This is a genomic window from Streptomyces uncialis, from assembly GCF_001905345.1.
In the GTDB taxonomy this organism is placed as follows: Bacteria; Actinomycetota; Actinomycetes; order Streptomycetales; family Streptomycetaceae; genus Streptomyces; species Streptomyces uncialis.
This window is the reverse complement of record NZ_LFBV01000001.1, coordinates 178673-205573: the sequence shown is the minus strand read 5'-3', so window position 1 is coordinate 205573 and position 26901 is coordinate 178673. Positions and strand designations below refer to the sequence as shown.

Below are 26901 nucleotides of genomic sequence, written 5' to 3'. Positions count from 1 at the left end.
CGACCACACACCGTAGTCGGCAAGTCGGGCCACGCGTCGCATGGTTCGTGAAGTCCGGCGGACAACGTCCCGCTCTGGTATGAGGCTTCGCATGGCCGTCCGAAATCGGATGTGGACGGATGTTCGGGTGCGGGGTGCCGGGGCCGGGCGCGTCGTCAGTCGCCGGGCCTGCCGCACAGGTCCTCCAGGGCGAACGCGTCCGCCTGGATCTGCAACCGGCGTTCGGCGTCGAGCTGTCCCAGCAGACGGTCCAGCAGCTCGGTGTCCTGCGGCGCCGTGAGGAACTCCAGCACGGCGCGCTGGAAGGCGCCCCGGAGGGTGGACGGCATCGCGTCCGAGGCGTCGAAGCACAGTTCGTCCGCCTCGCGGAACAGTCGCAGGACCGCCTTGGTGCCGGGGGTGAGCGGGTCCGGCCCCGCCGTGCCGTCGGAGAAGAAGGGGCGCTCCACGGGCAGGGCCGCGGCGGCCCATTCGTCGCGCGTCCTGCGGTCGATGAACTGTCTCAGCAGCTCCCAGGCGGCGTCGCTCGGGGTGAAGACGGCCGCCATGTCACCGGACACCTCGTGGACCTTGCGGTGGTCCGGCAGTCCGGGGACGACGTCCGGCGTGGGGGCGGGCATGACGTCGTCCCCGTAGTGGCGGCGGATGAACGAACCCTGGTGCTCCAGCGCGCAGTCACCTCGGTTGAGCAGGCCCCACCGCCCGTCGCCCAGGCTCTCGAAGGGGGTGAAGACCGCCTTCGGGCCCGCCTTCGGACCGGCCGCCACCAGCAGCTCGCGCCACTCCTGCCACGCCCGCTTCACCTTCGTGTCGGTCCAGGCCAGTTCGCCGGTGGCCCAGTCGGTGTACACATCGGGGCCCTGCCGCTGGAGCAGCAGGTCCTCGATCCAGTCCGTGCCCGGCCAGCCGGAGGTGGCGCCCGACGCCATACCGAGACACCAGCGGGCCGGACCGGTGGCCTGCTCCCCGCCGTCACGGCGCCACACGATGCTCTTCAGATCGACCCGGACCGGCACCCAGTACGTGTGCTGCCGCTGCTCACCGTCCTTGTTCCGTACGGTGATCCGGGGGCCCCACGGTCCGAACGACGCCGACGCCAGCCCGTCGGGCAGCGGGTGCGCGTCGCCGTCACGGGCGTACTCGGCGAGCTCGCCCTGGCCGTTGAGGATCGCGACATCGGGGGGTGAGTCCGTGCGCAGCTGCGCCACCAGCGTCTCGCGCAGCGAGCGGGTGCCCTCGTAGACGTAGCGGACCCCGGTCCGTTCGGTGATCTTCGCGAGCATCGCGACGAAGGACCGTTCCTCGCCGTCCGTCCAGGGGCCGAGGACCACCAGGGTCGGCTCCTCCCGGTCGGCGCAGCCCGCCGTGCCGAGCACCGGCCCGGCGAACAGACAGCCCGCCAGGACGGCGCGGAGCAGGGCGCGTACGGTCCTCATGCGGTGCGCCAATGGATCTCCAGATGTCTGCGGTTGTAGTGGAAGAGCGTGAAGCCGCAGGCGAGGGTGCCGGCCGTGCCGAGGGCCAGCGCCAGGACGGCCATCAGGGTCCGTTCCTGGGGGTGGGTGTGCCGCAGATGCGCGGCGAGCCGTGTCCCCTCGTCCTCGATCGCGGCGCCGGTACGGGTCTCGCGTTCGATCTCCTCGCCGATGCCCCCGCCGGCGACCCGCTCGACCTCGATCGCCGCGAGCCGGTCGACGGTGCGCCCGACATACGCCTGGGCGGTGTGCTGCCCGGCCGCGCCGAACGCCAGCACGACCAGGACCAGGAGGACGGGTGTCGCGAGCAGGGTCAGCACGACACCGCGCACCCGGAGCCTGCGATGGACGAAGTCCAGGGTGCCGACGAGCAGGAACACGAGGAACAGCGCCGCCAGGACGGCCGCCGACGCCGCCCCCGCCGCCGGTCCGCCCCATCCCGACAGCTCCCGTGCGTCGGCGCGCAGTTCCGCCTCCAGGGTCCGGATGCGGTCGAGCACGGCGGTGGAGTCCGGGGCGCCCCGCCCGTCGCCCAGCAGGCCCGCCGCGGTCTCCAGTCCGGCCCGGCGCAGCCCGGTGTTGCTGTGGTGACGGCTGTTGGCCCAGTTGATGAAGTCGTCGTAGGCGACGACGAGCCCCGACACCACCCGGACCTCCTGCTCCTGCGAGCGGTGCAGGGCGCCGGTCAGCGCGGCGTTGTTGAGGCTCTGCGACGCCTCGGTGATCAGGGACGGATAGCGCTCCCCGAGGCCGACGAGGTCGGTCTGGGGCAGCGGCTCGCCGTCGTTCGCCGCGAGCCGCCGTTCGGCCTCGGCCCTCGCGAGGGTCAGCGAGACACGTGCGTGGGTCAGTTCGACGAGGGCGGGGGCGTAGCGCTCGCGGAGCTGTTCCGTCCGGTCGTGCAGGGTGAAGTACGAGGTGGCCGCCAGGCCGAGGACGGTGAGCGCGACGGCGGGCAGCAGCAGCATCCGGGTGAGCAGGAACCGGCGGGTGGACGTGGACACCGAGACGGTCGTGGCCCTTGAGCCGGTTCTCGGGGCGGGCGCCGGGTCGGGTGACGGGCGACGCCCCGACGACCACCACCACAGGGCCTGCCCGGTCGGCCTTCGCGGGGCGGTGGGTCCGGTCGCGGGCACGGCGGCACGCGGGGCGGTGTGCGCGGCTACGGGCGACTCGGGCGCGGGGTCGTTCGGCGGGGGGTCGTTCGGCGCGGGGTCGGGGGCCGTTCGGTGGCCGGGGGCCGGTCCGGGTCCGGGGGCCTCGGGTGCGGGGTCGGGGGTCGGTTCGGGTCCGGGGGCCAGTCCCGCGTCGGCGGCACGCGGGGCGGTGGGCGCGGTGACGGGCGACTCGGGCAGGGGGTCGTTCGGCGCGGGTCCGGGGGTCTCGGGCGCGGTGCCGTCCGGCGGGGGGCCGGCCTGGGAGGGCACCGTCCCCGTGTCCCGTGGCCGCGTGCCGGACGGCTGCGTGCCGCCCGTTCGCGGGCCGGGCGGGGCCGGGTCCTCGACGGCCGGGGCCTGCTGCTCCGCTCCGTCAGGTATACCGTCCCCGGGCGTCGCCGTCGTCGGGGGCGCCTGCCCGGCGGCCGGGGGCCGGGGGTCCGGGGCGGTGGGCGGATGGCCCGGGTCGGTCGTGCCGCTCATCGGCGCTCCTCCTCCGCGGGGGTGGGTTGCGTCGTGGCCGGGCCCCGTGTCCAGGGGCGCAGGAGCCGGTGGCGCGGCTCGCCCCGGTTGTGGGTGAGACCGACGGGCCGGGTGAGGTACGCGTTGTCCACCAGGGCCCCGGCCAGCTCCCGGTAGGCGTCCCGGGGTGCGGGGGGCACCTGTTCGGCGAGCCTCAGATAGCAGGCCGCCAGTTCCTCGTGCAGATCGCGCACGGTACGGGGCAGCCGGGCGGCCTCGGGGGCGCCCGCCAGCTCCTGGTGGAGGGCCTGGAGGGGATCGGGCTGCGGCGCCCGTGCCCCGCCCGGCCGGACCCGCACACGGGCGCGTTGCCCGGTGCCGTCCTCCGCGGGGTCCAGCCGCAGCAGGAGTTCCAGGAGATCGGCGCGCAGCCGTTCCTGCGCGTGCCGGTCGGTGAGGCCCTCCCTCAGGGTCAGCCGGTGCATGGCCACCCAGGCCCGCGCGGCGGCCTGCGGGGTCGGCCGGGCGTCACCGTCGGGCGGGTCCGCGAGGATGCGCACCATGGCGGTCCGCGCGGCGGTGCGGTGCCGGGAGTCGGCCGGGACGGCTTCCAGGCAGTCGAGGGCGAGCTGCGGCTTGCCGTGCCCGACATGGATACGGGCCAGCCCGAAGGCGGCACCGCCGAGCGCGCGGTTGCGCTGCCACACCGCCCCGTACAGCCGGACGGCTTCCTTCGGGTTGTCCCCGAACTCCTGGCAGTAGCCCATCGCCAGCTTCGGGGCGTACTCGCCGGGTATGGCGGCGTTGACCCGGGTGAAGCACTCCAGTGCGGGGGTCACCTCGCCCCGGGAGAGCCACAGCAGTCCGTGGTGCCAGTCGAGCCGCCAGTCGTGGGCGGCCGGTTCGCCGACGGCCGTCGCCGCCAGGGCCAGCTCCCGTTCGGCGCGCCGGAGTTCACGGGCGGCCTCCGCCGGGTGGTCACGGGCGATCTCCAGATGGAGACGGCAGCGCAGCAGGGCGCGTTCGGGCGACTCGCGCCACACCTCGCTGAGCTGGAGCAGTCCGGCCGGGTCGTCGTACGACGTGCGTTGCAGCTCCGTCCGGTTCCGGTCGGAGTCGTCCGGCCGGGGTACGGGCAGCCCCAGGGCGACCTCGGGCGGGGTCGGCCGGGTGGACGACAGCTTCCGCTTGCGGTTGCCGCCCTGCCGCCACTGGTCGAGCGGCGGCGCCTTGCCGAGCGCGCCGTCGAGGGCGGCGGGCGCGGTGGCGAAGAGCGGGGACGGCTCGAACGTCTCCGCGCCGAGCCGCAGTGAACGCAGTTCCCGCAGCACCCCGCGCAGTTGGACCGACATCTCCTCCGCGGAGGCGAACCGTGCGGCGGGCAGCGGCGCCATGGCGCGCGTCAGCACCCCGCGCAGCGAGGTCGCGCCGAGGCCGGCGGGGTCCTCGGGGGCCCGGTCCAGCAGCTTCTCCAGCAGCTTGCCGACGGCGTACAGTTCGGCCGCGACCGTCACCCGGGTGGACAGGCCCGTCTCGGGTGCCCGGTAGGTCACCGGGCCCGGGTCGCCGATCTTCCGTACCCCGGCGACATCGATCAGCTTGATGCCTTCGCCGCAGTGGATGACGTTGGTCAGGGAGAGGTCGCCGTAGACGAACTCCCGCTCCACATGGAGATAGGTGAGCGCGTCCAGGATGCGCAGCCCGTACGCGGCGATGAACTCGTGCACCCGGTAGTCGTGGAACGGCGCGACACGGCGTCCGATCTGGTCGGCGACCCAGGCGAGAGGGGCGCCGTTGGCGAACTCCATCACGATGAACCTGGCGTTGCTGTCCGGGTCCGGATGTCTGGCGTAGTTGAACACCTTGATGATCGCGGGATGGTTGAGGCTGACCAGCCGCACGCGTTCCGTGGAAGCGGTCTTCTCGGCGTCCGGGTCGGCGGGGTCACGGACCCCCTTGAGGGCGACGGCCCGGTCCTCCAGCATCCGGTCGTGGGCGAGGTACACCTCGCCGTAGGTGCCCTGGCCGAGTCTGCCGATCACCAGGTACTGCTGATGCAGTTCCTGCCCCCGGGACAGCCCGGGGCCTGCCGCGCCGTCGCCGGGCTCCCCCGGTTCGGACTCCACGAGGCGGTCCGGACGCCCGACGACGACGTTCGGGAGGTCGGTGAGTCCGTCCGTCGGAGGCTTCACCACGTACCGCCGTGACGGGTACGGCAGGCGCAGCGCCTGGACGGCGTCCTCGACCTCGGTGCGCAGCCGGAACAGCTCGTACACCACGTCCTCGGTGTTGCTCAGGACGCCGCCCCGCCGCAACGCGTCGAGCCTCGCCCGCAGCCGTACCGACACGGGGTCGGGGCCGTCCGGCGCCGGGGCGGGAACCTCCGGTACGGGATCGGCGCCGCGCGGCGCCGGAGGTTCAGGGCTCTGCGGCGCGGGGTCGGCGCTGTCCGGCGCGGGCGGGGCCGTGGCGGTGCGCCGGACGTGGCGGACCCGCCGTTCCAGTCCGCCGAGGGCGTTCAGCCTGGCCGCGATGGCGTCCGCGTGCCGCTGGGCCCACCCGGGGTCGAGCAGCTCACGCACCACGCGCGCCAGCAGCGGGGAGGTGCGTTCACGCAGGACGAGCAGGACACGGCTGTGACCGGGCTCCAGCAGCGCGTGCAGCAGGGGCAGGACCGCGTCCGGCCGGTGGGCGGCCCGGTCGGCGGACAGGAAGGCGGCGGACAGCGGCGGGCCCTCCTCGGCGATACGCGCGAGGAGGCGGTCGGTACGGGTGGACGGGCGGTCGCTGTCCGGCGGCCGCTCGGCTTCGGACGGTCCGTCGGCGTTCGGCGGTCCGTCGGGGGGTGGGCGGTCGCCGTCCGCGTCGGGTGCGCTGTCGGCGTCGGGTGCGCGGCCCGTGGTGGGTACGGGTACGGGGTCGGGGTCGGAGGCGGTCGGTTCGAGGTCGTCCAGGCCGGCGCGGGCGGCGGTGCGGTCGACGAGTTCCGCGGCCGTCCAGCCCTTCGCGTCCAGGGCGATGTCGATGGACCCCGCGCGGGGCTCCACCGGCCCGCCCGGGTCCGCCGGGTCCGGGTAGCGCTCACGGTCGGCCCGGACGAGCGTCGAACGGACGGCGGCCCAGGCATCCGGTTCGTCGTCGTGGACGAACGCCAGTTCCACCGGCTCGGCCGCTGCGCCGGCCTCCCTGACCGGCCGGCCGGACGCCGACGCGCTTCCCTCGGTCGCGCTCCCCCAGGTCAGCGTCGTCCCCTGATGCGTGCCACCGCCATGGCCGGAACCGACGACGGTCCCGCCCGCGCCGAGCCACCGGGTCATGAGGTACCGCAGCCCCAGGGCCCGTTCCTGGGCGCCCGGCGGGGTGGCGTCGGCCCGGATCCCACGGGAGACGGCACGGGGCCCCAGGACCTTCAGCCCGTGCTCGCCGGGGCGCAGATGCCGGAGGATGGTCTCGGTCGGGATCATGTACGCGTGACTCAGCGGGACGGGCACCCGCTCCGTACCGTGCTGATGCACCAGGATGCCGATGACCCGGCCGGTACGGCTGTGGACCACACCGCTTCCGCTGAAGCCGTGCCGGATCACATAGGGGGACGACTCGGGGTCGAGCTGTACCCACTCGGGGTAGAGGCCGGGACCGCCACGGCCCATGATCCGGGCGTTGACGTACTCCCCGCCGATGAGGTAGTCGGGATAGCCGACGGCGTGCACCTGTTCGTTGCGGGCGGGGATCTGCCGGTGCAGCACGGCGGGCGTCACCCGCAACGGCTCCGCGCCGGGCACCCGTTCCAGCTTCAGCAGGGCGAGGTCGGCGCTGTAGCCCGGGGTGGGCGGCCTCAGATGCTGGAGGAGGACCCGGGCCGGCAGCCGTCCGGGCGCACCGGAGGCGGTGGGGAACTCCGCCACCACCCGTTCCAGCGACTCGTACCCGGCGGGTTCCGGGTCGTCGTCCCGGTCGTCGTGTGCCGCCGGCAGGCGCGGCAGCAGCACCACATGGGCGCAGGTGAGCACATGGCCCCCGGCCAGGAGTACGCCCGCTCCCAGCGGCGGGCTCCCAGGAGCATCCTCCTGGAACAGTCGTACCCGCCAACCACCTTCGTGTACAGCGGAGTTGGAAGTACCCTCGGGCTCCCTCATGCTCCATGACAATAGCCAGGAGGGGGGCATTCCACCCCCGTCCCACCAAAGGAGGACCCTGATGGGGCGAATTGGCGGCCGGGGCGAGTCCGACGGCGCGGAGACGGCCGGGCTCGCGGAGGTGATCGGGAAGATCCGTGACGAGCTCGAACAGGCGCAGCACGAGGGTTCCCGGAGCAGGCTCCGGTTCCTGGTGGAACGCGTCAACGTCGAGTTCGCGGTGCAGGTCCGCCGGGAGGGCAGCGGGCGGGGCGGGCTGAGTATCGGTGTGGTCACGGCGGAGGCGGGGGCGGCGGCCTCGCACGAGACCACCCACCGGATCGAGATCGAGCTGAAGCCGCATGACCGGGATGACCCGGGAGGGCCGGGGATCAGCGTGGGTGGCCCCCGCAGGTAGTTCCTGGGCGTCCGTTCCTGGGTGCTGCCTCCTGCTGTTGCTTCGCGGCCTGACGGACGCCCTCGCCTTTGCGTCGTTGCCCCTGCGGGGCGCCTTCGCTTGCGCCTCCGGGTTCCTGTGCCGGGCGCACTTGTTCCTGTGCGGGTCGCTCGTCGGGTGCGCGGTTCCTCGCGCCCCTGGGTACTCGGGGCCGGGCGTACTTGCCGCTGTGCCGTCGCTCGGTGGGTTCGCGCAGTTCCCCGCGCCCCTGTCGGGGCGCTGCCTGCCTGGTGTTGTCGGTCGGGTGCGGGGTCGCCCTCGTTTTCGCGCAGTTCCCCGCGCCCCTTTGGGGCGCGTTCTGCCGGTTCTTCGGGGCGGGGGCGGGCGGGATTCTCCGTCCTCACTCCGACGCGCTCGGTACGACTTCCAGCGGATTACGGGTGGCGTCGGAGTCTGCGGGCATCACGGGCATCGTGCTCACCCGTGACCGGTTGATGGGCATAGGGCAAGCACTCACGATGCCCTTGTTCTACGCGTCCAACGCCCTCTATCCGATCGCGCTGATGCCGGGCCGGCTCAAGGCGGTGAGCCTGGCCAACCCGCTGAGCTACGAGGTCGACGCACTGCGCGGGCTGCTGATCGGCCCGCTGACCTACTGGGCGTCGTCCATCGACGGCATCAGTTCGCCGTCGCGTACCTTCCCGTCGGCCGTCGTGGGAGCGGTCGGGTCCCCGGCGGGCCGCTGCGACGAGGCGCGCCACCACGGGGTCCCCGGCACGGCCGCACCCGGCTCGAACGGCTCACCGGGCGCGGGCGACGCCACCCGTGCGCCGATACGGGCGGCGGCACCCAGGGTGTCCTCCCCCGGCTCGGCCCAGGGGTGCGGGGCGAGGTTGAACGTGGCCCAGTGGATGGGGAGCATCACGCCCGCCGCCGCGTCGCCGCCCTGGAGGTCGCGATGCGCCCGGACACCCTCCTCGGGGGTCATATGGATGTCGGGCCAGAACCACAGGCGCTGTAGCCGCCGACTGTGACTGCACCCCGTTTGGGTGTGTGACTACATCTATACGGAATGTAGCCGCAGCGGCCATACCCCTTGGGGCGCCTGACTCAGGTCCTTGAACTGTCCGGTTTAAGTGATCTTGATAGAATTTGGACAGTGATGTCGCGCCCCACCACCGAGATAGCCATACCGCCCGCCATTGGCGTCACATGGACTGCGGCCGAGGTCAAGGAACTGGAAGACCTCCAGGCCCGAGAAGACCTCCTTCCACCTGACGCACCGAGGGCTCTGCTCTCTATCCGCCTATCGGTCCTCACGGAGGAGACCACCTCCCCCGTTCGCCAGGAGCTTGACCTTCGGCGTATGGCGCTGGACAGGCGATGCCGGGTTGCTGGTGTAGCGAGAGACCTGAACGTCAGCGCAACCAAGGTGCCCCCGTGGAAGCGCAAGGCTCTGGGTGACTGGATTCAGAACCGCGCCCCTGAGTTCGATGTGATCTTGTTCTGGAAGCTCGACCGCTTCGTCCGTCGCATCTCAGACCTGCACCTGATGATCGAGTGGTGCAAGACCTTCAAGAAGGATCTTGCTGCGGTCAAGGACCCCATCGACCTGTCCTCGCCCATGGGCGAAATGATGGTCACCATGATCGCGGGCATGGCCCGCATCGAGGCCGCCAACACTGGAATTCGCCTGGAATCCCTGTGGCAGTACGCACGTACTGTCGAACGCTGGGTCATCGGCAGGATTATCTACGGCTACGCCTCGGAGGACACCCCGGATGGCAAGCGGCTGGTTGTTGACTCGTTCAAGTACCGGGTCCTCCACTGGATCAAGGCGATGCTCCAGCGCCGAAGGGCGCTCAACAACATCTGCATCATCCTGAACCGGGCACAGGTCCCCTCCCCTGGGGGAGGGAAGTGGGCTCCTGGAAACCTGAAGAACGTCCTGACCAACCCGGCACTGATGGGCTACCGCACCAGGCGCGAACCGGGGATGCCAACAAACCAGCCTCCCTTCATCCTGTACGGCCCTGATGGCGAGCCGATCCGCGTTGCACCCGGCGTCTTCACTCCTGCCGAGTTCAGCGAGGTGCAGGAATTGCTTCGCCTTCGAGCCAAGAACACCGGGGGCAAGCCCACGGCTGGCCGGAGCAAGCGGACCAAGTTCCTGGGTGTGATCAAGTGCGGCTTCTGCGGGGCGGTAGAGAACATGTACCAGCACATCACCAAGAAGAAGCGCAAGGACGGGACGTATCGCATCTCCGGGAACAAGATGCGCTGCCAGTCGGCCACCAAGCTCGGCATCTGCGGCGGCCCCACCTTCGATCCGGAGGACACCTACGGTGCGCTGACCTCTACAGTCCTTGATCAAATCGGAGCCATGGAGGTCATCCACCGCGAGTACGCGCGAGGTTCCGAGAACCTGATGAAGAAGAAGGAACTCGAAGCGTCGATCAAGTACCACATGAAGGAGCTGGCCCCCGGGGGGTCCTACTCAGTGGGTGGGTTCATCGAGAGTGAGGCCCGGAGGACTCTGGCCTCAATCGGTGACCAGCTATCCAGGATCGACCCGGTGTCTCTCGAAGACAGGTGGATCTACGCCTCGAAGGGCGTGACGTACCAACAGCACTGGGAACGGGAGGGCCTGCATCAGATGGAGTCTGATCTCATCCGGGCTGGCATCACCTTCGTCATGTACGAGGATCGAGCTGAGCTGCTGATCCCGGAGGACGTGAAGCAACGCCTCGTCGTGAAGGATGATTACTTCAAGAAGAGGGTGTAGAGAAACGAGAAGGACCCCGCCACCTGGCGGGGTCCTTCTCGTCTAGCGCTGGACGACCTTGACCAGCTCACGCGCCCCTGTGGCGCTGACCTTGTACACGTACACCTTCACAACAATCTCCTACTACGCAACTTCTTGGGTAAAGCTCAGCGCACCTTGCGGCCACAAGACGTGATCGATACCAGCGGAGCGAATGAGCTTCGAGCAGCCCTGACAGGGCGGCCGGGTGATGTAGAGGGTCGCCCCTTGACAGTCCGACCAGGCCGCGTGCAACAGGGCGTTCGCCTCGGCGTGGGTTTCCACGCACTCGTCGTATGCCGTCCCGGCCGGTACCTGCGACTGACACCGGGCGCACTCGCCTCGGAGGCAGGACGGGCCTCCGGGCTCGCTGCCGTTGTAGCCGGTCGCCCGTATCCGGTGGTCGCCTCCGACGAGGACGGCTCCGACCTGACTGCGAAGGCAGTCGCCGCGGGCTGCGACAGCGGTTGCGATGCCAAGGAAGTACTCGTCCCATCCGGGCCGCTGCTGTTGCGGGTAGCTGCGGAGAGTGCCGTGGACGAGGTCGTACTCAGTGGTCGGCATCGGGTGCTTCCTCTTCGTCCACGACCACGTAGGCCGGCGCTCCGGTCTCGGAGTGCCAGAAGTCCTGGGCCATCTCCTGGGCGAGGACGTGTGGTACGCCAGCGGTCACGGCCTCCAGGTAGAGGGCTCCGGCGATCTTGGCTGTGGTCAGTGCGGCGATGCCGTGTTTCTCCAGCCGGGCCGCGTTGAACTTGGTCTCCAGGCTTCCAACGAGATTTTCGAAGTCGTCCATGGCGTTCTCCTGACTCCAGGTCTAGTTGCTCGGGCCGTGGGTGGCGGCGTGCCAGAAGTCGTAGGCCATCTGCTGTGCGGTGTCCCGGTCGAAGCCAGCCCTGCGGGCGGCCTTACGGACGGCCCCTGCGGACTCCACGAAGAGGAGGGTCACAGCGACTCCGTTGTGCAGGGCTCCTTTGGCCACCCCGAGAGCGATCTCATCCAGCGTCGCTTTGAGTTCTTCGTTGTCAGCCATTGCGTTCCTCAGTGCTTAGAGTTTTCAAGGTCGAGAACAGATCCCCAGGACTGTTCGCCGATCTCTCCGTCTGCTGGTATCAGCAGACCCTTGAATGTCATTTCCATGATTCGAGCCGCCTTCTCAGTCAGCTCCGCTGCCCGCTCCCGAGGGAAGCTAAAGACGATCTCGTCGTGAATCACGAGGCGAATCCATGGGGTATACCCAGCCCTATCGAGTTCGATGACGGCCCGAGCTGTGATGTCCCGTGCACTGCTCTGGATGTAGTAGTTCAGGGCGGCGTATGCCCTGTCCCGGTCCACGGGAAGTCTGCGGCCGGTCGCGGTGTAGATGTACCCGGTACGACGTGCTTCCCGCTGGAGTTTGTCCGCGAACCGTTTCACTCCGGTGTAGGTGCCCCAGAATGCCTTGACTGCCTTTTTGGCGTCCTCGGGGGAGATACCCCACTGGTCGGATACCGCCTTCCACCCTCCCCCGAAGCAGACGGTGAAGTTGGTTCCCTTGCCAGCCTTGCGCATGGGGTGCTTCTCGACGCCGGGTGGCATGGGGCCGAATGCGGCAATCGCGGTCAGGTTGTGAAGGTCTTCATTCTTTCTGAATGCTTCGAGCATGACGGGATCACCGGAGGCTGCGGCCATGACCCGAAGCTCCATGTTGCTGAAATCGATGCTGACGCTGACTTCGCCCTTGTCGGCCAGAAACATTCCCCGCACGTAACCGTCCCCTGCCGGGAACGTCAGCGCCGGGATAGCTCCAGTGACAGTCATCCGCGCCGTTCTTGCCTGGCAGGAGTTAACACTTCCGTGCACCCGTCCGTTCTCGTCCAGTCCCTTGATTGCTCGTTCGAACCAGGTCTTCCGCCATTTTCCAGCCTTCTTCGCTCTAACGACAGCTTCCGCGAGTGGGTGGCCTATGGACGACAGAACGTCGTCGTCCATAGCGAATTGCCCGTGCGGATTGTTGGGTGTGGGTTTCGTGCGCTTCTTCAGCTTGACACCGAGGTCGGTAAATGTGTCGATGAGCTGTTGGTTGGAGTTGACGTTCTCGACGCCGTGGGTCGCCGCTGCGGTTTCCCACTTCTGTTGGTCTGCCCGCAGCTCGGATATACGGGCTCGGGCATAGGACTCATCGAGCAGGTATCCGGTCCGCTCCGTCTTGGCCATGATGTGTGCCAGCCGGTGTTCCCAGCTCACGAGTCCGTACTTGAGGGATCGGGCCGGCACCTTGGGAAGAAGGATGTGGAAGAGTCGGTATGCCCACACTGGGTCCATTCCTGCGTAGAGGAGATAGTCCGGGTCGAACAATTCGACTTTCGACCATATCTCCTCCTTCTTCACTTTGTACTTCTTCGCCAGGGCGGCTATGGAACCCTTGACCTCTTCTGCGGCCTTGGGGTCCACATAGAACTTGATGAGTTCTTCGAGCTTGAGTCCGGGGCCGGCCTCCCGAACTGCCCGAGGGTCCACGAGGTGGGCGAGCAGTTTGGTGTCCAGGATTCTCGGTGCGAGCACTTCGAGCGGTGAGTCCACACAGCGCTCGGAAACGTGCATGTCGAAGGTGCCGTTGTGAGCGATGAGGCGGTGAGCCTTCCGCAGGGCCCACCGGGTTGCGTCACTGTAGTCGGGGCCGAGTTCGACGGGGAGGACGAATGCCTCGGTGGCGTTTCCGAACTGCGCGAGGCGGCAATGAAAGCCGGGGCTCCACCATTCGAGCCCAGTGGTTTCCGTGTCGAACCCGAGGACAGGATTGCTCTCCACAAAGTCCCGGAATGCAGGAAGGTCTTCCGGAGTCTCTACTACATTGACAGTGACCGGTTCACCCTTGAGGGCATATTCGATTACCTTCAAGGATGTCTCTAGACCTCGGCTTCCGTGTGAACGTTGATGGCTTCGGTCAGCGAGTCCCGCAGGTGGATAGCAGCGGTAAGACTCGCCTGCCAGGAGTTCGTTCCGCGGTAGCCGCTGACGATATATACGGCATTGATGGTCGCTGTGGGCTGCCCGGCCGGGTCGATTGTGGGGCGAGCCGCGGCCTCGACGTAGATTGCTGCGTAGTTGGTTTCGAAGTTAGGCATCTGCGATCCCTTCATAGGTGACGGACACGACATCATCGAGATATTCCCCTGGGAATTCGATGAAGTGATTCACGTCCTCATCGAATGCCGCCATTTCGGCGACCGTGGATGCACCTCGGTAGTGCTCTTTCATGGGGGCGTATTCCATGACCACTGTCACGCGAATTTTGTCAGCCATCCCCCGCTTCCTTTCGGGGTGGGCACAGATGGTCTTGTGCCGCCTTGACGAGTTGGGCGAGTCTGACTTCCTGGCCTGAACAGCAGACGCATCCCCCGCCTGCCACCCACTCTTCGCAGTCAAGGCAGAAGAGGTCGGCTCCTCCGTTTTCCAGTCCGTTCACTTCGAATCGGGTGAGGTTCTGGCTCACGGAGCGACCCTTCCGTTCCGGGCGAACGCTTCGTGCGTGATCGGCATCAGGGTCCGGAATTTGTTCTCCATAGCTTGAGCCACCATCTCGATCTCCCGCTGCGGGAAGGACGGGAAAGCGGATTTCTCGTCTCTGGTGCGAAGCGAAAGGAAGTGCATCAGCGAGCGGGCGTTGCAGGTGGCGTAGAAGCTGGTGTAGATGCCGACCGGCAGTACACTGCGGGCGACTTCTCGGGCGATGCCGCGCGAGAGCATGAGGGTGTAGTGCTCGTACGCCCAGAGGTAGGCCGACCGGAACTCCCGGGTGACGAGCCTCTGCTGCGCTGGCGAGCCGGGCTCGAAGAGATACGCTCCGGGCCTGCCGACTTGGACCAGGGGCCGGGAATGGTCCGGGGTGTAGAAGACGGGCTGGAGTTCCCGGTACCGGCCGGACTCCTCGTTGTAGGACCAGCCAGCCCGGTGGCGCATGAACTCCCGCGCGACCATCACGGGGGCCTCGATGTAGAAGGTGAGCGAGTTGTGCTCGAACGGGCTCCCGTGGCGGTCCCGCATCAGGTAGTTGATGAGCCCTTCGACGGGCTTACCGGGTTCCATTGATTCGGCCCCGATGGTGGAGACGCGGGCCGCCGTGGCGACATCGGCGTCTCGGGCATTGTGTTTCATCAGCTTCACGGTCATGTCGGACCGGAGTTCCATGGGTCTCCTCGAAGCCGGGGGCCGGCCGGTCGGACCGGCCCCCGAGTTACTACTGAGCAACTTCTAGGACATGCGGATGCGCAGGTCAGTCCTTCACGGCAAACCGGCCGGACTTCTTGTCCTTCCAGGCCGGGGGGCACTGCTCAGACTTCTCACGAGCCGGGCAGAACATCGCCTCCCAGTTGGAGCCTGAGCGGTACGTGCGCTGGCCGTGGACGCAGGTGGTGTCCCCCTGGTGTTCGCCGTCGCCTGCGCTGACGACCTTCCCGCCCTCGAACTTCTTCGGGGCCGCTCCGCCTGCGGGCTTGCCGGTGGAGGCGAAGTAGCGGCCCACCTTCGCCGCCGCGTCCACCAGGTCCTTCACCACGTCCTTGTTGTTGAGCTGGGCGAGGGCATCGGCAACGCTGGTTCCGTCGATGGTGACCCAGGGGGCGTCGTAGCCGCTGCCGCCCTTGAGCGTCACGCGGACCTTGTTTCCGTCAGTCATGGGCTTCTCCTGGGGCAGGGTGGCGGGGGCGGGGGTGTCCGAGGGGGTGTCCGGTGTCTCCTCCCACGGGGACTTGTCTTCGAAGGGATCGGGGTAGCTCATGGCTTCTCCTCGTCAGGTTCGGGGATTGTTTATTACCGGGCTCCGCGAGAGCGGAACGTCACACGGGGCAGGCCCCGGAGGCGCACGCCTCGTCGTATGAGGTGTCCGAGGTCTCGATCCCCAACTCACCCGCCAGCCGCTCGTACTCCTCGCGCGCGATGCGCTCGTACGGTGGCTGGACGAAGGACATCTCGGGGAAGACCGTGGTTCCCTTCAGCAGGGGCAACCACAGCGCGAGGACTTCCGCCAGGTCCAGGGGCTCGTATGCCTCTGGGCTCACGTTCACGGTGTACGAGACGGCCTGGTCCGCCCATACCTCCTGGTAGAGGGCCTGCACGGACAGCATGTCCTCGATAGTCAGCATTCCCGCGTGCTGGACGACCGACGGGGTCTGAACGCGGTCCACCAACGGGTCCTTCGTCGGGATGCTGACGACCATCGTGTTCGCTGCGTAGGCGCAGGGCTCGACGTGGTAACCGGCCTGCTTGAACTCCTCGATCTTCTCGATCTCGGTCGGCTCCAGGGACGAGAAGCGAATCCTGCGGATGAAGTAGTCCGCGAACGGGGCGTGGATGCCCTCTCCGGATGCGCCGGCCAACTTGGATATGGTGCCGGTCGGTGCGACGACCCTCGTCTTGACCGGAGTAGGGATGCGCAGCTCGTTGGAGTACTGCACCGCGGCCTTCTCCACGGCCTCGGCCATGGCTGCCAGATCCTCGCGGACAGTGGCGGTACGAGCGGCCTCCGAGTAGAGGATGCCCTGCAAGGCCAGATAGTCCGCGAACCCGAGGTGCCCGACTCCGACCCTGCGGTATCGCTGGATCGCCACCTCGGACTTCTCGTCGGCGACCTCCGCGAACGTGGCGCGGATCAGGTACCGGGCCATGAACCTGTGAGCCTGGTGGAGCCCCTTCCTGTCCACGGTGCCCAGCTCGCTGACGAAGGCGCCCAGGTTGATCGAGCCGAGGTTGCACGGCTCCCAAGGTGTCAGCGTCGCCTCACCGCACGGGTTGGTGGTGTAGGTGCCGTCGACCTCCCCCACCGCTGTGAGAGCCGAGTTCCATAGCCCAGGCTCGCCGTTGCGGAGCATTCCGGTGGCGATGCGCATGAGGGCCGGCCAGGCGGAGCCGTCGAGCTTGCCGAGCTGCTGAAGGAACCGGTCGTCCACCTCGACACTGATGTTGGTCGTCCAGTGGCCTCCGTCCCGCTTCACGTCGATGAACTCGTTGATGAGCGGGTCATCCCACTGCATGATGCTCATCCGTGCCGAGCGGCGGACACCACCACTGACGATGCAGCGGGCGATCTCATGGTCCATCTCCATCGCATCCAGGCCATCGAGGCGGCCGGGGACGTAGGAGACCGGGGACAGCACGCTTGACAGGCTGACCTTGTCGGCGAGGATCTTGCCGATGTTGATCAGCATCTCGGCGAACGGGGCCGGACCACTGGCGGTGCCTCCGAAGGACCGCAGCGGCGCACCCTTCGGGCGGATGCGGGACACGTCGAACACGCGCTGGACGTGCCGGGTGTCTCCGTTGTGCGCGGTGCGGATCAGGTCGCCCACGGCGTCGGCCCAGCCTTCCCGGCTGTCCTCAACCGGGTAGGCACCGGCCCAGTCGTACGAGTAGTCCGGGGAGAGCAGCCCTGCGGCCTTGAGGTCGTCGTGATCCTGGTGGGCAGGGTCGCACACGATGTGGACGACCACGGGGATCTTGAGCGGGGGGAAGTCCTCGAAGTAGTGGCTGCTGTAGTTGGCGCCCACTCCCCCTCCCTCCGCGAGCCTGAGCAGAGTGAAGGTGAAGTGCTCGCCGGGGTCTTCCGCGTTCCAGCCTGCGGCCCAGCAGTTGTTCAGGGCGAACGGGTTGACTCCGCTGCTCTTGAGGTGGCGGCCTGCGGGGAGCATCGCGAAGGTGCCGATGAGATCGATCAGGGCCTGGCGCTCGCCGTTCTCGATGTAGCGCTCAGGGACCAGAGCGAGGTTGCCGTCCACGACCCGGCGAACCGTCTCGGGCCACTCCTCCTGGGTACCGTCCGGCTTGGTCCGGGAGTAGGTGCGGCGGAAGACCGTCTCGGCGGTCTCGGTGTTGAAGTCAGGCAAGTACGTTTCCTTCGGTTACTTGGTGCGGAGAACCCGGTTCATCTGCCGGGCCAGTGCGACGACAGCGCGGGACAGGGCCACCTCGTCCGCGCCTGTCTCGATGGGCAGGCCGTAGAGGTAGCGGCGCAGCAGGAGCTGCTGTTGGCGCTGGTTGAGGCGCGGCATCGCGGCCTGGGCATCCATCCGGGCCGACATCAGCCCGTCACTGACCCTGCACCGCAGCAGGTCGTCCCGCCTGCCCAGGAGCTTCCCCAGCTCCTCGTCGGTGTAGAGGAAAGTCTTGACGGCGGCTTTGGCTTCGTCGGGGGTGTAGTAGTACTGGTCGTCCATGAGGTCCCTGTAGTCACGCTCGCGGGACGCGTACTGCACTCCGGCCTTCTTGAATATCTTCCAGAGGAAGTCCTCGTTGGCGTAGTTCGCCTCGATCGCTGGCCGGCACTCGTAGGCGTGCAGAAGGATCTCCTGCTTCACATCGTCCTTCTCCACGATGGCCCAGCTCGCCGCGATCGAACGGGCGACCTTGTCCGCCAGGTCGGCCAGGTACCCCCAGTCCAGGACTACGGGCTCGTTCACGCTGCCTTGCCCTTCGGGGCGAAGCGCCCTCCCGTGGTCCGGGAGATCCGGCCGTAGCGCTCGCCCTCGACCACAAACGAGCCGTCGTCCTCGACGGGGATCGCGTGGGGGGTGGCCCCGTACTTGCCCGCGTAGATCAGGCCGAAGCCGCGCTGCCAGTTGGCGGGCCCGTTCTTCAGGTAGGTCGCCTTGCGTACGTCCATGAGGTGTCCGACCTCGAAGCCGTACAGCGTCCTGAGCTTGCCGCCGTAACCGGTCGACTCCGGGGAGATCGCGAGCCGGTGGGTGTGGCCCATGACGACGGACACTCCCGCCTTCTTGGCCTTGGAGGCCGCGGTGCGGCCAGCGATCTGGTTCAGCCCCTTGGACTCGTGACCGTGAATGGCGACCCACCCCGGAGCGATCGGGTAGTAGGGCGCCACCAGCTCGACTCCGAAACCGTCGAAGTCAAGAAGCTGCTCGAAGCGGTAGTGGACATCGTCTGCGGCCAGGGCGGGCGCGTTCTTCTCCAAGTACTTCTCGGGCCGCTCGTCATGGTTGCCCTTGAGCACCCTCACGGGGCCGTCGAACGCGGCGCGCAGCGGCTCCATGAAGTTCCGCTTCGCGTACTCCGAGTCCCGGTGCACTCCACCCGCGAACTCGTAACGGGTGCCGGCCGTCCAGCGGGACGGAGCCGGGTAGTCCATCAGGTCGCCAATCTGAACGACCTCGTCCGGCTGGTAGTCCCCGATGAAGCCGATGACATTACGCAGCGCCCGCTTGTCCTCGTACGGGATCTGGGTGTCGCTGATGACCACGATCCGCTTCACTCAGCCTCCTCGATGGTGATGCTGTAGATCCGGTGGAGGGGGATGTAGCGAGTCTCGCCGGGGACGGTGTCGTCGTAGAGACCGAAGTCGCCGACCTGCTCGTAGAGGGCCTGAGACACCTCCTTGAGGGTGGCGTCAGCGCTGAAGCTGTAGCCGATCTCCTCGGGGATGACCTGGCCGTTGTCGAAGATGACGGACGCGTTGAACGTGCTGCTCACTTGGTCTCCCGGGTTCGCTCGATCTCGATCTGGATCTCGATGTACCGTCTGGCCTTTTCCAGGTCAGGGACGGGGTTGGTGTCCTTCAGGCCAGCGCGCCAGATGTACTTGATGGCGTTTCCGAGTGGGAAGTTCATGTGCCGAGTCACCTCGATGCACTCGATCCCGCTCGGGTGACTGGTGTAGTGCGCGGGCGACACAGCTTCCGTCTCAGCAACTTTTGCAGCGTCAGAAGACGGAAGGCTCCCTGCGGGGTCCAGTTCCAGTTCGTGTTCGGCGAAGCTGAAGGGGTCTCCGTCTACGAAGGAGACCGTGTAGGGGAACGGGAACCCCTGGTTGGTGGCGGTGACCTGGCCGCGTCGCCCTCGCAGGAGGGCGTTGCTCACGGCCTGGTGCTCGTGGCCGTCAGCCTCTGCTACGACCACTCGGTCTCCTACCGAGAACTTCAGTTGCACAGTCCCAGCTTCTTCCTGTACGCCTCTGCGCCATGGGTATGGACGAATGAATTAATGTCGTGGCCGCCGCCGAGGATGATCGGTTTCCCGTTCCTCATCGTTGCGGCGAGGCGATCGGCGGAGGCGAGCCCGGCTTCGTCGTCGTCAGCGATGATGAAGACGACTTCATAACCGGCGAAGGGCGGTTCGAAGTGGTCCTTCCAGGCGGATGTCCCCTGCCGGCCTGCACAGGGCACCTCGGCCAGTTCGGACGCCTGGGTGTCGAACTCGCCCTCGCTGAGGGCGATGTACGGGGTGGACCGGATGAGGGCCGCTGTGTTGTAGAGGCGGGGACCGTCGCCCGGGAGGCTCCTGTATTTTCCGTGCCCCACGTGGTTCTCCTTGGCGTTCGGGGCCAAGTAGTTGCCGTCCGCGTCCTTCACACACCGGTCAGCGATGCAGCGAAAGCGGATGGTCGCCACGGCGAAGTCGCCGCCAGCGGGGCGGAAGTAGGGGATGGACAGCATCCCCGCAAGCCGTTCATGCCCGGTTCTCGCCGAACCGACGTAGCCGATCCCGAACTGGGTGGCCGTTGCGCCCAGCCCGCGTGCCTCCATGTACGCCTGAGCCGGACTGTTCGCGTACTGGTTGAAGTACTCCCTGGCTGCTGGTACCGAATCGGGCATCGGCCCATTCATGGGCTTCCCGGAAGCCAATCGATCTCTCTCTCATGATCAGGGCGTACGAGTCCTCCGACAGATCGCAGGCGAAGCAACGCCAGCGGTTGAGGACGACGTTGAGACTCGCGCTGGGATTGCTCTCCCGGTGGACCGGGCAGCAGATCCTTCGCCACTGCCCGGTCTCGGGGATACGCACCTCGGGGTAGAAGTGCTGGAAGAGGTCAGCGATTGGGGGCTTCTGGACAGCCATCTCCGACCTTCCGAACCGTCACGGGGAAGTTGTACTTCCGGTAGGAGTCGATCCAGAGCTTGTTGTTGCCGCGCCACTCACGGGCGCTGGAGACCACCGTGCGCGTCTCGTGCTCACTCACTTCGCATCCTTGCCGTACGTGTATCGAGGGCCCAGGACTTCCCAGGCCGGGTAGTTCTCCAGGTACTCCGCGGCTCGTCGGAGTACTTCCGGCCGGTCCCGCGCCCCCCGGGCGAGGAGGTGCCCGTTGCACCGCTGACACAGCAGGCCGCGTATGGCCTCCGTCCGGTGGCAATGGTCCACGGCCAAATTCCTGCTGCGGGTCTCCCGGCAGATGGCACAACGGCCGCCCTGGTGAGCGAAGATCACCGCGTAGTCCTCCGATGAGATCCCGTACGTCGCGACAAGTCGCGCATTGCGGGAAGAGGCCCTTCTCGCCGCCGTGCGGCAGGTCGAGCAGACTCGGCCACGCGGGGTGTAGAAGCGCTCCTGGCGGGTCTTCCCGCATCGCGTGCAACTCCGGTAGCCCTTGCGAGGCTCGGTCACCGCCCGGCCTTCCGGACCGCAGACTCAAGACGCGCCATGTCCTTCATGTCGCTGCACTTCTCGGCCAGAGCCCGGAGCCGGTCAGTCGAGAGAACCGTCACCTGCTGGCCCCCGCGCAGTGGCGCCGCGACCACGGCCACACGCACGCCTTTCGCCTGGCTGCTGATGTCCTGGGCGATGCGGCGAAGGGGAATCCCGCGCCCTCTCGTCACCTCGACCACCAGGGCGAGATCCAGTGGCCCGCCCAACTCCTCTGCACACTGGCGAAGTTGAGGAAACCGCTCCTCGGCATCCATCCGGAAGGCCACATTTACTCTGCAGCCACTACCGTCCCGCCCCATTGCCTTGCCCTTCTGGTTCCAGTCTAGATGAATAATTACTACTAAGCAACTTCCGGGACACGGAAATTACTACATGAAAGTTTCCTGCACGTCGCTGATCCGCATGGTTCGCGTATCGAAGTCGAACGAAGCGAAGGTCTCGCCCGAGGAGTCCTCGAAGCCTTCCCGGTTCTTCACGGGGCTGATGTTCAGGATGCGTGAGTCCATGCCGTCAATCTCCTTGTGGATCGTCAGTACGAGGGAGGGGACCCGTGACACCTTGCCCTTGAGGCCGGACTGCGGGATCGGCTTGAGACCATCCGCGTACTCCCCCACCACGTGATGCATGGCCATGACGTGCGCCCCGGTCTCCCTAGCCATCTCGTTGAGATAGGAGAGCATCCCTTCGAGCCCGAAGGTGTAGGACTCGGCATCCCGCACGTTTCCGCCGTCAAGATCCGAAAGGTTGTCCGCAACGGCCAAGTGCGGGTACATGCCGAAGACTTCGCGGTAAGTACGCCTCCAGGTCGCGTTCCATGTCGGCTGCGGAGGGCCTGGCGTTGTAGTTGAAGCGCAGCCACCAGCGCTGGGCCACCGCGTCCTCGTACGGAGTGAACGCGTCCTCCCGGAGCGCGCGCTTGATGTCCCGGATGTCGCCACCCGTGAGAATCGCGGTCGCCCTGGTGAGCTGGGTCGCCGCGTTGCTGTCAGCGCTCCAGTAGAGCGTGGGGACGTTGGACCGGACGGCCAGGTTGGACGCCAGCAGACTCTTGCCCGTGCCGGCCGCCGCCGCCACGATGGACAGTTCGCCTCGCCGGAACTCGACCTCCAGCTTGGAAAGTCCGCGGAAGGGGTGCTGAATGGGCTCCCCCGCCGACCCCTTCATACGTATGGACTGCGCAAGGGAGTAGATGACCCATCGTCTTCCTACTAGGCAACTTGCGAGGGAAAAAGCAAGCTCGCCAAGCGGGCCGTCCCTCAGTTCCGATTCTACGCCACAGTTTCCTACGTAGCAACTCTTTGAATAAATGAACAGGCATGGCTCACGTCACAGAACCGGCAGTGGAAGGCAGGGCTCGCCGGGAAGTCGCCCCTCTTCACGCCAGCGTCCATGGCCGCGAACCGCTCGGCCACGTCCTCTTCACGCACCCCGTCCATCCTCACCGGCCGCGACAGCCGGCCATCCTTCGCCAGGTACCAGTCCGCTTTGTTCACCTCGACGCCGTAGCGCTTGCGCACGGCAACGCCGTACGTCTGGAGCTGGAACTTCGACTTCATGGAGCCGGTCTTCCAGTCCCTCGGCCGGACCGAGCCGTCCCCATCGTCAACGAGTTGATCGATGTAGCCGCGGACCCTCACGCCACCCAGTTCCACCATGAAGTACAGCTCCAGGCCGGGCTTGCCGTCGGGTGTGCTCCAGGTGTTCGTCGGGTGTCCGTCCGCCCAGTCGGTGACGTAGTGCTTCACCTGCTCCAGGCCCAGGGCGTAGCGGCGCTCGATGTCCTCGCCCCCGCCGACTCGCCCTGCGGACAGCCAGCGATCGGTGTCCGGTTCGACTTCCAGGCTCTTGTTCACCAGAGCGCTGTACCGGTCGGAGAAGAGCTGCACAGCCTCCTCCTCGGACATGGTCCGCCCGGACAGCTCAAAGGCTTCCGCGACGGCATGGAAGGCCGTGCCGTGATGGCTCCAGGCGGCCGGCCTCGGCACCACGCGCTCGACACGCTGAAGATAGAAACGCCAGGAGCACTCCTCATACTGCTGCGTCTGGGACACGGATCTCGGCTGGGTCTCGATACTGCTCAAGGACGTGCCTCCGGGTGGACGGTGTAGATGGTGGAGTGGCTGGAACCGGGGAACAGAGGATGAGCCTGGTCCAGCCGGGAGTGCGCCACGATGCGCTCGTCCCAGGGGGCGCCCATCCGGTCAGACAGATCCCCCAGTTCGCCCCAGTCGGCTTCGGACATGACGTCCGTGACGACGACCAGCCAGAAGGTGCCCACGCTGGCTCCGTACTGCTGGATGATGGACAGGCCGGTGCCAATGATCTGGCCCGTGGTCAGGGGCTCCGTCCCCGAAAGCCCCTCTAGCGCCACAACAAGCCTGCTGTTGTTGCAAGTCGGGATCGCCCCAACGCCCCGCTTCATTGCGGACCTCCCACAAGCTGCGCATTCATTTCCTTCACGCTTGAGCCTAAACGTGGTTTTGCCGTGCAAGGGGCCAGATTCCACGTGAGGTGATTCACACTGGTGTTCGATTGCAATACATGCGAAAACCATGTTGCGCAACGCAAAAGGCCCCTCGGTTCGAGGGGCCCTGCTTGGCGGTACGTGTTCTAGTTGCTCAGGGAGCATTTCTTACTCTTCCTTGGCATGAATCTACGTCCCCCCTAGGACGGCATCTCCAGAAGCGCTATGTCTTCCACCGGCCTTTCCACGCCAGCGGGCCAGGCGACAATCAATTTCCCGTCCTCCGGAGTGCGCTCACGCCAAAAAAACCCCGACACGCTCTCGCGGTCGTAGTCGAGGACGAGGTTCGGGTTCTTGCGAAGCCTCCGCTCGAAGCGCTCCCCATCGGCACGCTGCCGCTGTGACAGCGTGTCGTCCCCCATGCGCAGCCTGAGAAGCATCTTGAGACCTTCCAGCGGGTACGCGGTGTGGTGCGTGGGCTCACCCGCCTGACCTGCAAGGACGTTCCAGGGCACCAGTGCGTTGGCCTTCGCCGTGAGTGGGGGCTTGCTGCTCAGCTTGAGCAGCTTAAGCCGCTTGTTCACCGCCTGGCGCGTCACACCATACCTCGCGGCGATCTGCACATCGGTCACACCCTGGCGGTGCAACCGAGACAGTTCCATGTTGCTGGGGAGGCTCGTCATGGCAAAACGTGCTCCTTCATTGTTGATCTTGGGGAGCGAGGGTAGCCCAGGGCATACGACATGTCAACTTTCGATCTTTCTACCTCATATCTCGTGATCCACATCTCACTTTGAGGAGAGGCCGTAAGCACCCTGCGCCTTTACATCTACATACTAAGTGAGACCGAACGAAGTGAGGTTCCTGGGGGTACCACCTATGAACAACAGGAAGCTCACCGTGTTTATTCCAGTAAATTATTAGTCAAACTTCCTTCTTGTTGATCCCCTGTTTATGCATCCAGGTAGAGGTCCGAGAAGGCCGGCCCCGGCTGCCAGACAAGCAACCGGTCGGGGCCTCAGTCTTTTTAAGGGGCGGGACATGCCCAGGGCCACATCCATATGCCTGGTCGCGGGGTGTACCGCGAGAACACTGCGTGACGGTAGATGCGGGGACCACCAGCTCCGTCGTGGCTGGGACCGCAAGTCCTCCCGTGCGCTCGGCAGGCCCGGGGACTGGAATTCCCGACGAGCGAGGGTCCTGGCCCGTGACCGGTTCGCCTGCCAGCGGTGCAGCTCCCACAAGGAGCTGGAGGTGGACCACATCGTCCCCGTGGCCCGGGGTGGCTCATGGGAGCTGGACAACCTCTGGGTGCTGTGTCGCAGTTGCCATCGCCGCAAGACGTACTACGAAGACCGTTAACACCTTTGGGAGACATCTTGCCCGCCGACTGCACAAGCAACTGCGAGGAGTGCTCCTGTTCGCCATGGTTCCCGACCGCCGTCCCCGGCCAGCCGTCCACGGCCGCCGCGGCGAGGCGGAGTTGGAGAGCGGAGGCCCAGGCAGACATGGATGACCTTGCGGACCTGTACGGCATCGATCCAGGCTCGGTGAGGCTGTGACCAGAGGGCCGAGGCCGAAGGCAAACGCTGTTCGCCGCAACACGCACGACCACGCCCAGGTGCTCCAGGACAGCCCCCTAGAGGGGCGGGTCCTGCCCAAGGCCCTGGGTATCTCAACGGGCGGCGCCCGCCGCTTCTGGAAGACATGGGCCACGTCCCCGCAGACGGCCGGCTGGGCCGAGACCGACTGGGCCGAGCTGGAGATCACCACGAAGCTCGTGGACGCCTTCTACCAAGGGGACACCCGACACGCCTCCGAGATCCGCATGAGGACCGCGAAATGGGGCGGCACCGTCGAGGACCGAGCACGGCTCCGGATGACGCTGGAGCTGCCCGAGAACGACGACCAGGACCAGGACGCGATGACCGTTGCGGCCGACATGGACGAGGAGCTGTACCGCCTGCTGAGCGGAGGCTGAAGGGGGGCAGTCAGGTGCAGACTGGAAACCTCCCCGAGGGGGTACCCCACCCCACCCGCACCCTGGGGTACCAGATCATCCGCTGGGCGCAGCGGTACATCGTCCAGCCGGACGGTGAGCACGCTGGCGACCCGTGGACGTTCACGGAGGAGCAGCTTCGCTTCATTCTGTGGATGTACGCGATCGACGCCCAGGGCAAATGGGTCTACCGGACGGTCGCCCTGCGACGCGCAAAGGGCTGGGGCAAAACGCCTTTGCTGGCAGCCCTGTGCATTATTGAATTTATCGGACCTTGCAGGTTCTCCCACTTTGACGACAGCGGGCTTCCTGTGGGGAAGCGCGTGGCGCTCCCGTTGGTCCAGATCGCCGCAACCTCGATGGACCAGACGGCCAACACCAGGGACATGGTCCGGGGAATGCTTGCCGAGTCCCCCGCCGAGGGCGAGTACGGGATTGAGATCGGCAAGAACCTGATCCAGTTCAAGGACGGCAGGCCAGGCCGGATCGAGCCCGTCACGTCCTCTTCTCGCGGCCTTGAGGGGGCGAGGCCCACCTTTGGCCGGCCCCGGGGAACCCGTTTGCAGAAACGTTTCACCGGGGCCCGGTTGATTAATATTTGTCGTTTGCGACGAGACCCACCACTGGATTGAGTCGAACCACGGGGTCTACGTATTCGAGACTCTGGACCGGAACGTCCAGAAAACGGCTGGCGCTGGTAGTCGGCTCGCTGAGAGCACCAATGCGTTCAATCCGCTGGAGAACAGCGTGGCGCAGAGGACGCACGAAGCGGCGGAGGCCGGGGCCGGCCGCATCCTCTACGACTGCGTTGAGGCGACTGCGGACCTCGATCTCAAGGACCGCGACGCGATCACCCGGGGCGTCCGCGACGCATACGGCGATTCCCACTGGGTGGACGTCGAAGGCATCGTTGACGCCATCCAGGACCCACGCACCCCAGCCGGTGTCGCTTATCGATTCTACCTGAACAACATCCAGGAAAACGCGGACGGATGGGTCACCAAAGATTCCTGGGAACTCTGCTTCTCCGAAGAAGACCCGATCCAGCCCGGCGAACAGATATCCATCGGGTTCGATGGATCTTTGCGGGGAGACTCGTCGGGGATCATCGGTTGCCGATTGCGGGACGGGAAGCTCTTCAAACTCGGCCTGTGGGAAAACCCGAGGACGGACCCCGAATGGGAAGTGGACGTCCTTTCGGTCGAGGCCGCGGTGCACAACGCATTCCGTACCTACAAGGTGGAATGGATGTACGGCGATCCACCCTACTGGCAAGAGGCTCTGGGCCGGTGGGCCATGGAGTTCGGGGAAGACCGCGTCTTCGAGTACTGGACCAACCGCCCCACCCGCATGGCCCAGGCGACCGAACGGTTCCATTCCGCAGTCGCCATGCAGGACCTGAAGCATGAGAACGATCCGGACCTGAGCCGTCACGTCCTCAACGCCGTAACCCGAGAAGTCCCGCAGGGAATCTTGATCACGAAAGACTCCCCGCGTTCCAAAAAGAAGATCGACCTGGCCGTGTGCGCCATTCTTGCGTTCGAGGCCAGGGCAGATGCAATCGCTGACGGCCGTCTTAATGCCCGCAGGAGGCGCGTGATCGGCTTTTAGCGAGGC

At 66.7% G+C, this 26901-nt stretch carries 31 protein-coding genes and 3 pseudogenes; 7 read left to right on the top strand and 27 right to left on the bottom strand.

The features are described from left to right. Positions 1-155 precede the first annotated feature (155 nt). From AB852_RS00885 to AB852_RS00875, 3 genes are read right to left on the bottom strand one after another with little or no spacing between them, the layout of a single operon-like run. A complete protein-coding gene (locus tag AB852_RS00885) occupies positions 156-1436 on the bottom strand; it encodes an ABC transporter substrate-binding protein (protein ID WP_073782586.1) in 1281 nt (426 codons plus the stop codon). Then, positions 1433-3115, bottom strand: a complete 1683-nt coding sequence (locus AB852_RS38255; RefSeq protein WP_073782584.1) for a hypothetical protein — start codon at positions 3113-3115, stop codon at positions 1433-1435. Before AB852_RS38255 ends, AB852_RS00885 begins: the two co-directional genes overlap by 4 nt. Then, positions 3112-7230: a tetratricopeptide repeat protein gene (locus AB852_RS00875; RefSeq protein WP_073782582.1), complete on the bottom strand. Its 4119-nt coding sequence runs from the start codon at positions 7228-7230 to the stop codon at positions 3112-3114. The genes AB852_RS38255 and AB852_RS00875 overlap by 4 nt, the downstream gene beginning before the upstream one ends. Positions 7231-7291: 61 nt before the next feature. Here AB852_RS00875 and AB852_RS00870 point away from each other — a divergent pair, with 61 nt between their 5' ends. After that, positions 7292-7627 carry a trypco2 family protein gene (locus tag AB852_RS00870; protein ID WP_073782580.1) on the top strand — a complete coding sequence of 112 codons (336 nt, stop codon included), beginning with the start codon at positions 7292-7294 and terminating at the stop codon, positions 7625-7627. A 431-nt stretch (positions 7628-8058) separates the two neighbouring features. Then, a pseudogene (locus AB852_RS00865) lies at positions 8059-8250 on the top strand (ABC transporter permease); the annotation flags it as partial. An 8-nt stretch (positions 8251-8258) separates the two neighbouring features. Here the strand turns inward: AB852_RS00865 and AB852_RS00860 are convergent. Beyond that, positions 8259-8612, bottom strand: a pseudogene (locus AB852_RS00860) (MBL fold metallo-hydrolase); the annotation flags it as partial. A gap of 156 nt (positions 8613-8768) precedes the next feature. Here AB852_RS00860 and AB852_RS00855 point away from each other — a divergent pair. Beyond that, the gene (locus AB852_RS00855; RefSeq protein WP_073785209.1) at positions 8769-10391 is read left to right on the top strand and encodes a recombinase family protein; all 1623 of its coding nucleotides are present in this window, start codon (positions 8769-8771) and stop codon (positions 10389-10391) included. A gap of 123 nt (positions 10392-10514) precedes the next feature. Here AB852_RS00855 and AB852_RS00850 read toward each other — a convergent pair whose 3' ends face one another. The 23 genes and pseudogenes from AB852_RS00850 to AB852_RS00750 all read right to left on the bottom strand — a co-directional run bounded on the left by AB852_RS00850 (position 10515) and on the right by AB852_RS00750 (position 23968). Beyond that, on the bottom strand, positions 10515-10973 hold the full coding sequence (locus AB852_RS00850; RefSeq protein ID WP_073782578.1) for a deoxycytidylate deaminase: 459 nt from the start codon (positions 10971-10973) through the stop codon (positions 10515-10517). Further along, a complete protein-coding gene (locus tag AB852_RS00845) occupies positions 10960-11205 on the bottom strand; it encodes a hypothetical protein (RefSeq protein ID WP_073782576.1) in 246 nt (81 codons plus the stop codon). The genes AB852_RS00850 and AB852_RS00845 overlap by 14 nt, the downstream gene beginning before the upstream one ends. A 21-nt stretch (positions 11206-11226) precedes the next feature. Further along, positions 11227-11442, bottom strand: a complete 216-nt coding sequence (locus tag AB852_RS00840; protein ID WP_073782574.1) for a hypothetical protein — start codon at positions 11440-11442, stop codon at positions 11227-11229. An 8-nt stretch (positions 11443-11450) separates the two neighbouring features. After that, complete coding sequence (locus AB852_RS00835) at positions 11451-13289, bottom strand: DNA polymerase (protein ID WP_073782572.1); 1839 nt, start codon at positions 13287-13289, stop codon at positions 11451-11453. 8 nt (positions 13290-13297) lie between these two features. Next, positions 13298-13516, bottom strand: a complete 219-nt coding sequence (locus AB852_RS00830; RefSeq protein ID WP_073782570.1) for a hypothetical protein — start codon at positions 13514-13516, stop codon at positions 13298-13300. Further along, positions 13509-13694, bottom strand: coding sequence for a hypothetical protein (locus AB852_RS00825; protein ID WP_073782568.1), 186 nt, complete (start codon positions 13692-13694; stop codon positions 13509-13511). Before AB852_RS00825 ends, AB852_RS00830 begins: the two co-directional genes overlap by 8 nt. 186 nt (positions 13695-13880) lie before the next feature. Beyond that, a complete protein-coding gene (thyX, locus tag AB852_RS00820; RefSeq protein WP_425444145.1) occupies positions 13881-14561 on the bottom strand; it encodes an FAD-dependent thymidylate synthase in 681 nt (226 codons plus the stop codon). Between the two features lie 103 nt (positions 14562-14664). Then, on the bottom strand, positions 14665-15168 hold the full coding sequence (locus AB852_RS00815) for a hypothetical protein (RefSeq protein WP_073782564.1): 504 nt from the start codon (positions 15166-15168) through the stop codon (positions 14665-14667). A 58-nt stretch (positions 15169-15226) separates the two neighbouring features. Beyond that, entirely contained in the window at positions 15227-17269 is a 2043-nt protein-coding gene (nrdJ, locus tag AB852_RS00810) for a ribonucleoside-triphosphate reductase, adenosylcobalamin-dependent (protein ID WP_073782562.1), read from the bottom strand. 15 nt (positions 17270-17284) lie between these two features. Further along, complete coding sequence (locus AB852_RS00805) at positions 17285-17842, bottom strand: hypothetical protein (RefSeq protein WP_245876558.1); 558 nt, start codon at positions 17840-17842, stop codon at positions 17285-17287. Then, a complete protein-coding gene (locus tag AB852_RS00800) occupies positions 17839-18651 on the bottom strand; it encodes a metallophosphoesterase (protein WP_073782561.1) in 813 nt (270 codons plus the stop codon). Before AB852_RS00800 ends, AB852_RS00805 begins: the two co-directional genes overlap by 4 nt. Continuing rightward, positions 18648-18869 carry a peptidoglycan binding domain-containing protein gene (locus tag AB852_RS00795; protein WP_073782559.1) on the bottom strand — a complete coding sequence of 74 codons (222 nt, stop codon included), beginning with the start codon at positions 18867-18869 and terminating at the stop codon, positions 18648-18650. Before AB852_RS00795 ends, AB852_RS00800 begins: the two co-directional genes overlap by 4 nt. Next, positions 18866-19294 carry a DUF3310 domain-containing protein gene (locus tag AB852_RS40370; RefSeq protein WP_245876557.1) on the bottom strand — a complete coding sequence of 143 codons (429 nt, stop codon included), beginning with the start codon at positions 19292-19294 and terminating at the stop codon, positions 18866-18868. Before AB852_RS40370 ends, AB852_RS00795 begins: the two co-directional genes overlap by 4 nt. Positions 19295-19314: 20 nt before the next feature. Then, a complete protein-coding gene (locus tag AB852_RS00785; RefSeq protein ID WP_245876556.1) occupies positions 19315-19989 on the bottom strand; it encodes a toprim domain-containing protein in 675 nt (224 codons plus the stop codon). 46 nt (positions 19990-20035) lie between these two features. Next, positions 20036-20233, bottom strand: a pseudogene (locus AB852_RS41580) (CHC2 zinc finger domain-containing protein); the annotation flags it as partial. After that, entirely contained in the window at positions 20205-20354 is a 150-nt protein-coding gene (locus AB852_RS39465; RefSeq protein ID WP_178390917.1) for a hypothetical protein, read from the bottom strand. The gene AB852_RS39465 and the pseudogene AB852_RS41580, both read right to left, overlap by 29 nt. Further along, the gene (locus AB852_RS41250) at positions 20351-20779 is read right to left on the bottom strand and encodes an endonuclease VII domain-containing protein (protein WP_073782551.1); all 429 of its coding nucleotides are present in this window, start codon (positions 20777-20779) and stop codon (positions 20351-20353) included. Before AB852_RS41250 ends, AB852_RS39465 begins: the two co-directional genes overlap by 4 nt. Then, entirely contained in the window at positions 20776-21075 is a 300-nt protein-coding gene (locus AB852_RS00770; RefSeq protein WP_073782549.1) for a hypothetical protein, read from the bottom strand. The genes AB852_RS41250 and AB852_RS00770 overlap by 4 nt, the downstream gene beginning before the upstream one ends. A gap of 114 nt (positions 21076-21189) precedes the next feature. Beyond that, positions 21190-21540: a hypothetical protein gene (locus tag AB852_RS40360; RefSeq protein ID WP_245876554.1), complete on the bottom strand. Its 351-nt coding sequence runs from the start codon at positions 21538-21540 to the stop codon at positions 21190-21192. 10 nt (positions 21541-21550) lie between these two features. After that, positions 21551-21985, bottom strand: a complete 435-nt coding sequence (locus tag AB852_RS40355) for a P-loop NTPase family protein (RefSeq protein WP_245876553.1) — start codon at positions 21983-21985, stop codon at positions 21551-21553. A 119-nt stretch (positions 21986-22104) separates the two neighbouring features. Beyond that, a complete protein-coding gene (locus AB852_RS00760) occupies positions 22105-22902 on the bottom strand; it encodes a PD-(D/E)XK nuclease family protein (RefSeq protein ID WP_245876552.1) in 798 nt (265 codons plus the stop codon). Next, positions 22899-23099: a hypothetical protein gene (locus AB852_RS39160; protein ID WP_143201157.1), complete on the bottom strand. Its 201-nt coding sequence runs from the start codon at positions 23097-23099 to the stop codon at positions 22899-22901. Before AB852_RS39160 ends, AB852_RS00760 begins: the two co-directional genes overlap by 4 nt. 386 nt (positions 23100-23485) lie before the next feature. Then, positions 23486-23968 carry a hypothetical protein gene (locus AB852_RS00750; protein WP_073782545.1) on the bottom strand — a complete coding sequence of 161 codons (483 nt, stop codon included), beginning with the start codon at positions 23966-23968 and terminating at the stop codon, positions 23486-23488. A 271-nt stretch (positions 23969-24239) separates the two neighbouring features. On the opposite strand from AB852_RS00750, the gene AB852_RS41575 reads away from it, so the two are divergent. The 4 genes from AB852_RS41575 (at position 24240) to AB852_RS00730 (ending at position 26895) form a co-directional block, all read left to right on the top strand. Then, positions 24240-24647, top strand: coding sequence for an HNH endonuclease (locus AB852_RS41575; protein WP_079184204.1), 408 nt, complete (start codon positions 24240-24242; stop codon positions 24645-24647). A gap of 196 nt (positions 24648-24843) precedes the next feature. Next, positions 24844-25266, top strand: coding sequence for a phage terminase small subunit (locus AB852_RS00740; protein ID WP_073782541.1), 423 nt, complete (start codon positions 24844-24846; stop codon positions 25264-25266). Between the two features lie 14 nt (positions 25267-25280). Continuing rightward, entirely contained in the window at positions 25281-25916 is a 636-nt protein-coding gene (locus AB852_RS00735; RefSeq protein ID WP_073782521.1) for a hypothetical protein, read from the top strand. 115 nt (positions 25917-26031) lie between these two features. Next, on the top strand, positions 26032-26895 hold the full coding sequence (locus tag AB852_RS00730; protein WP_245876550.1) for a phage terminase family protein: 864 nt from the start codon (positions 26032-26034) through the stop codon (positions 26893-26895). The last annotated feature ends 6 nt before the right edge of the window (positions 26896-26901 follow it).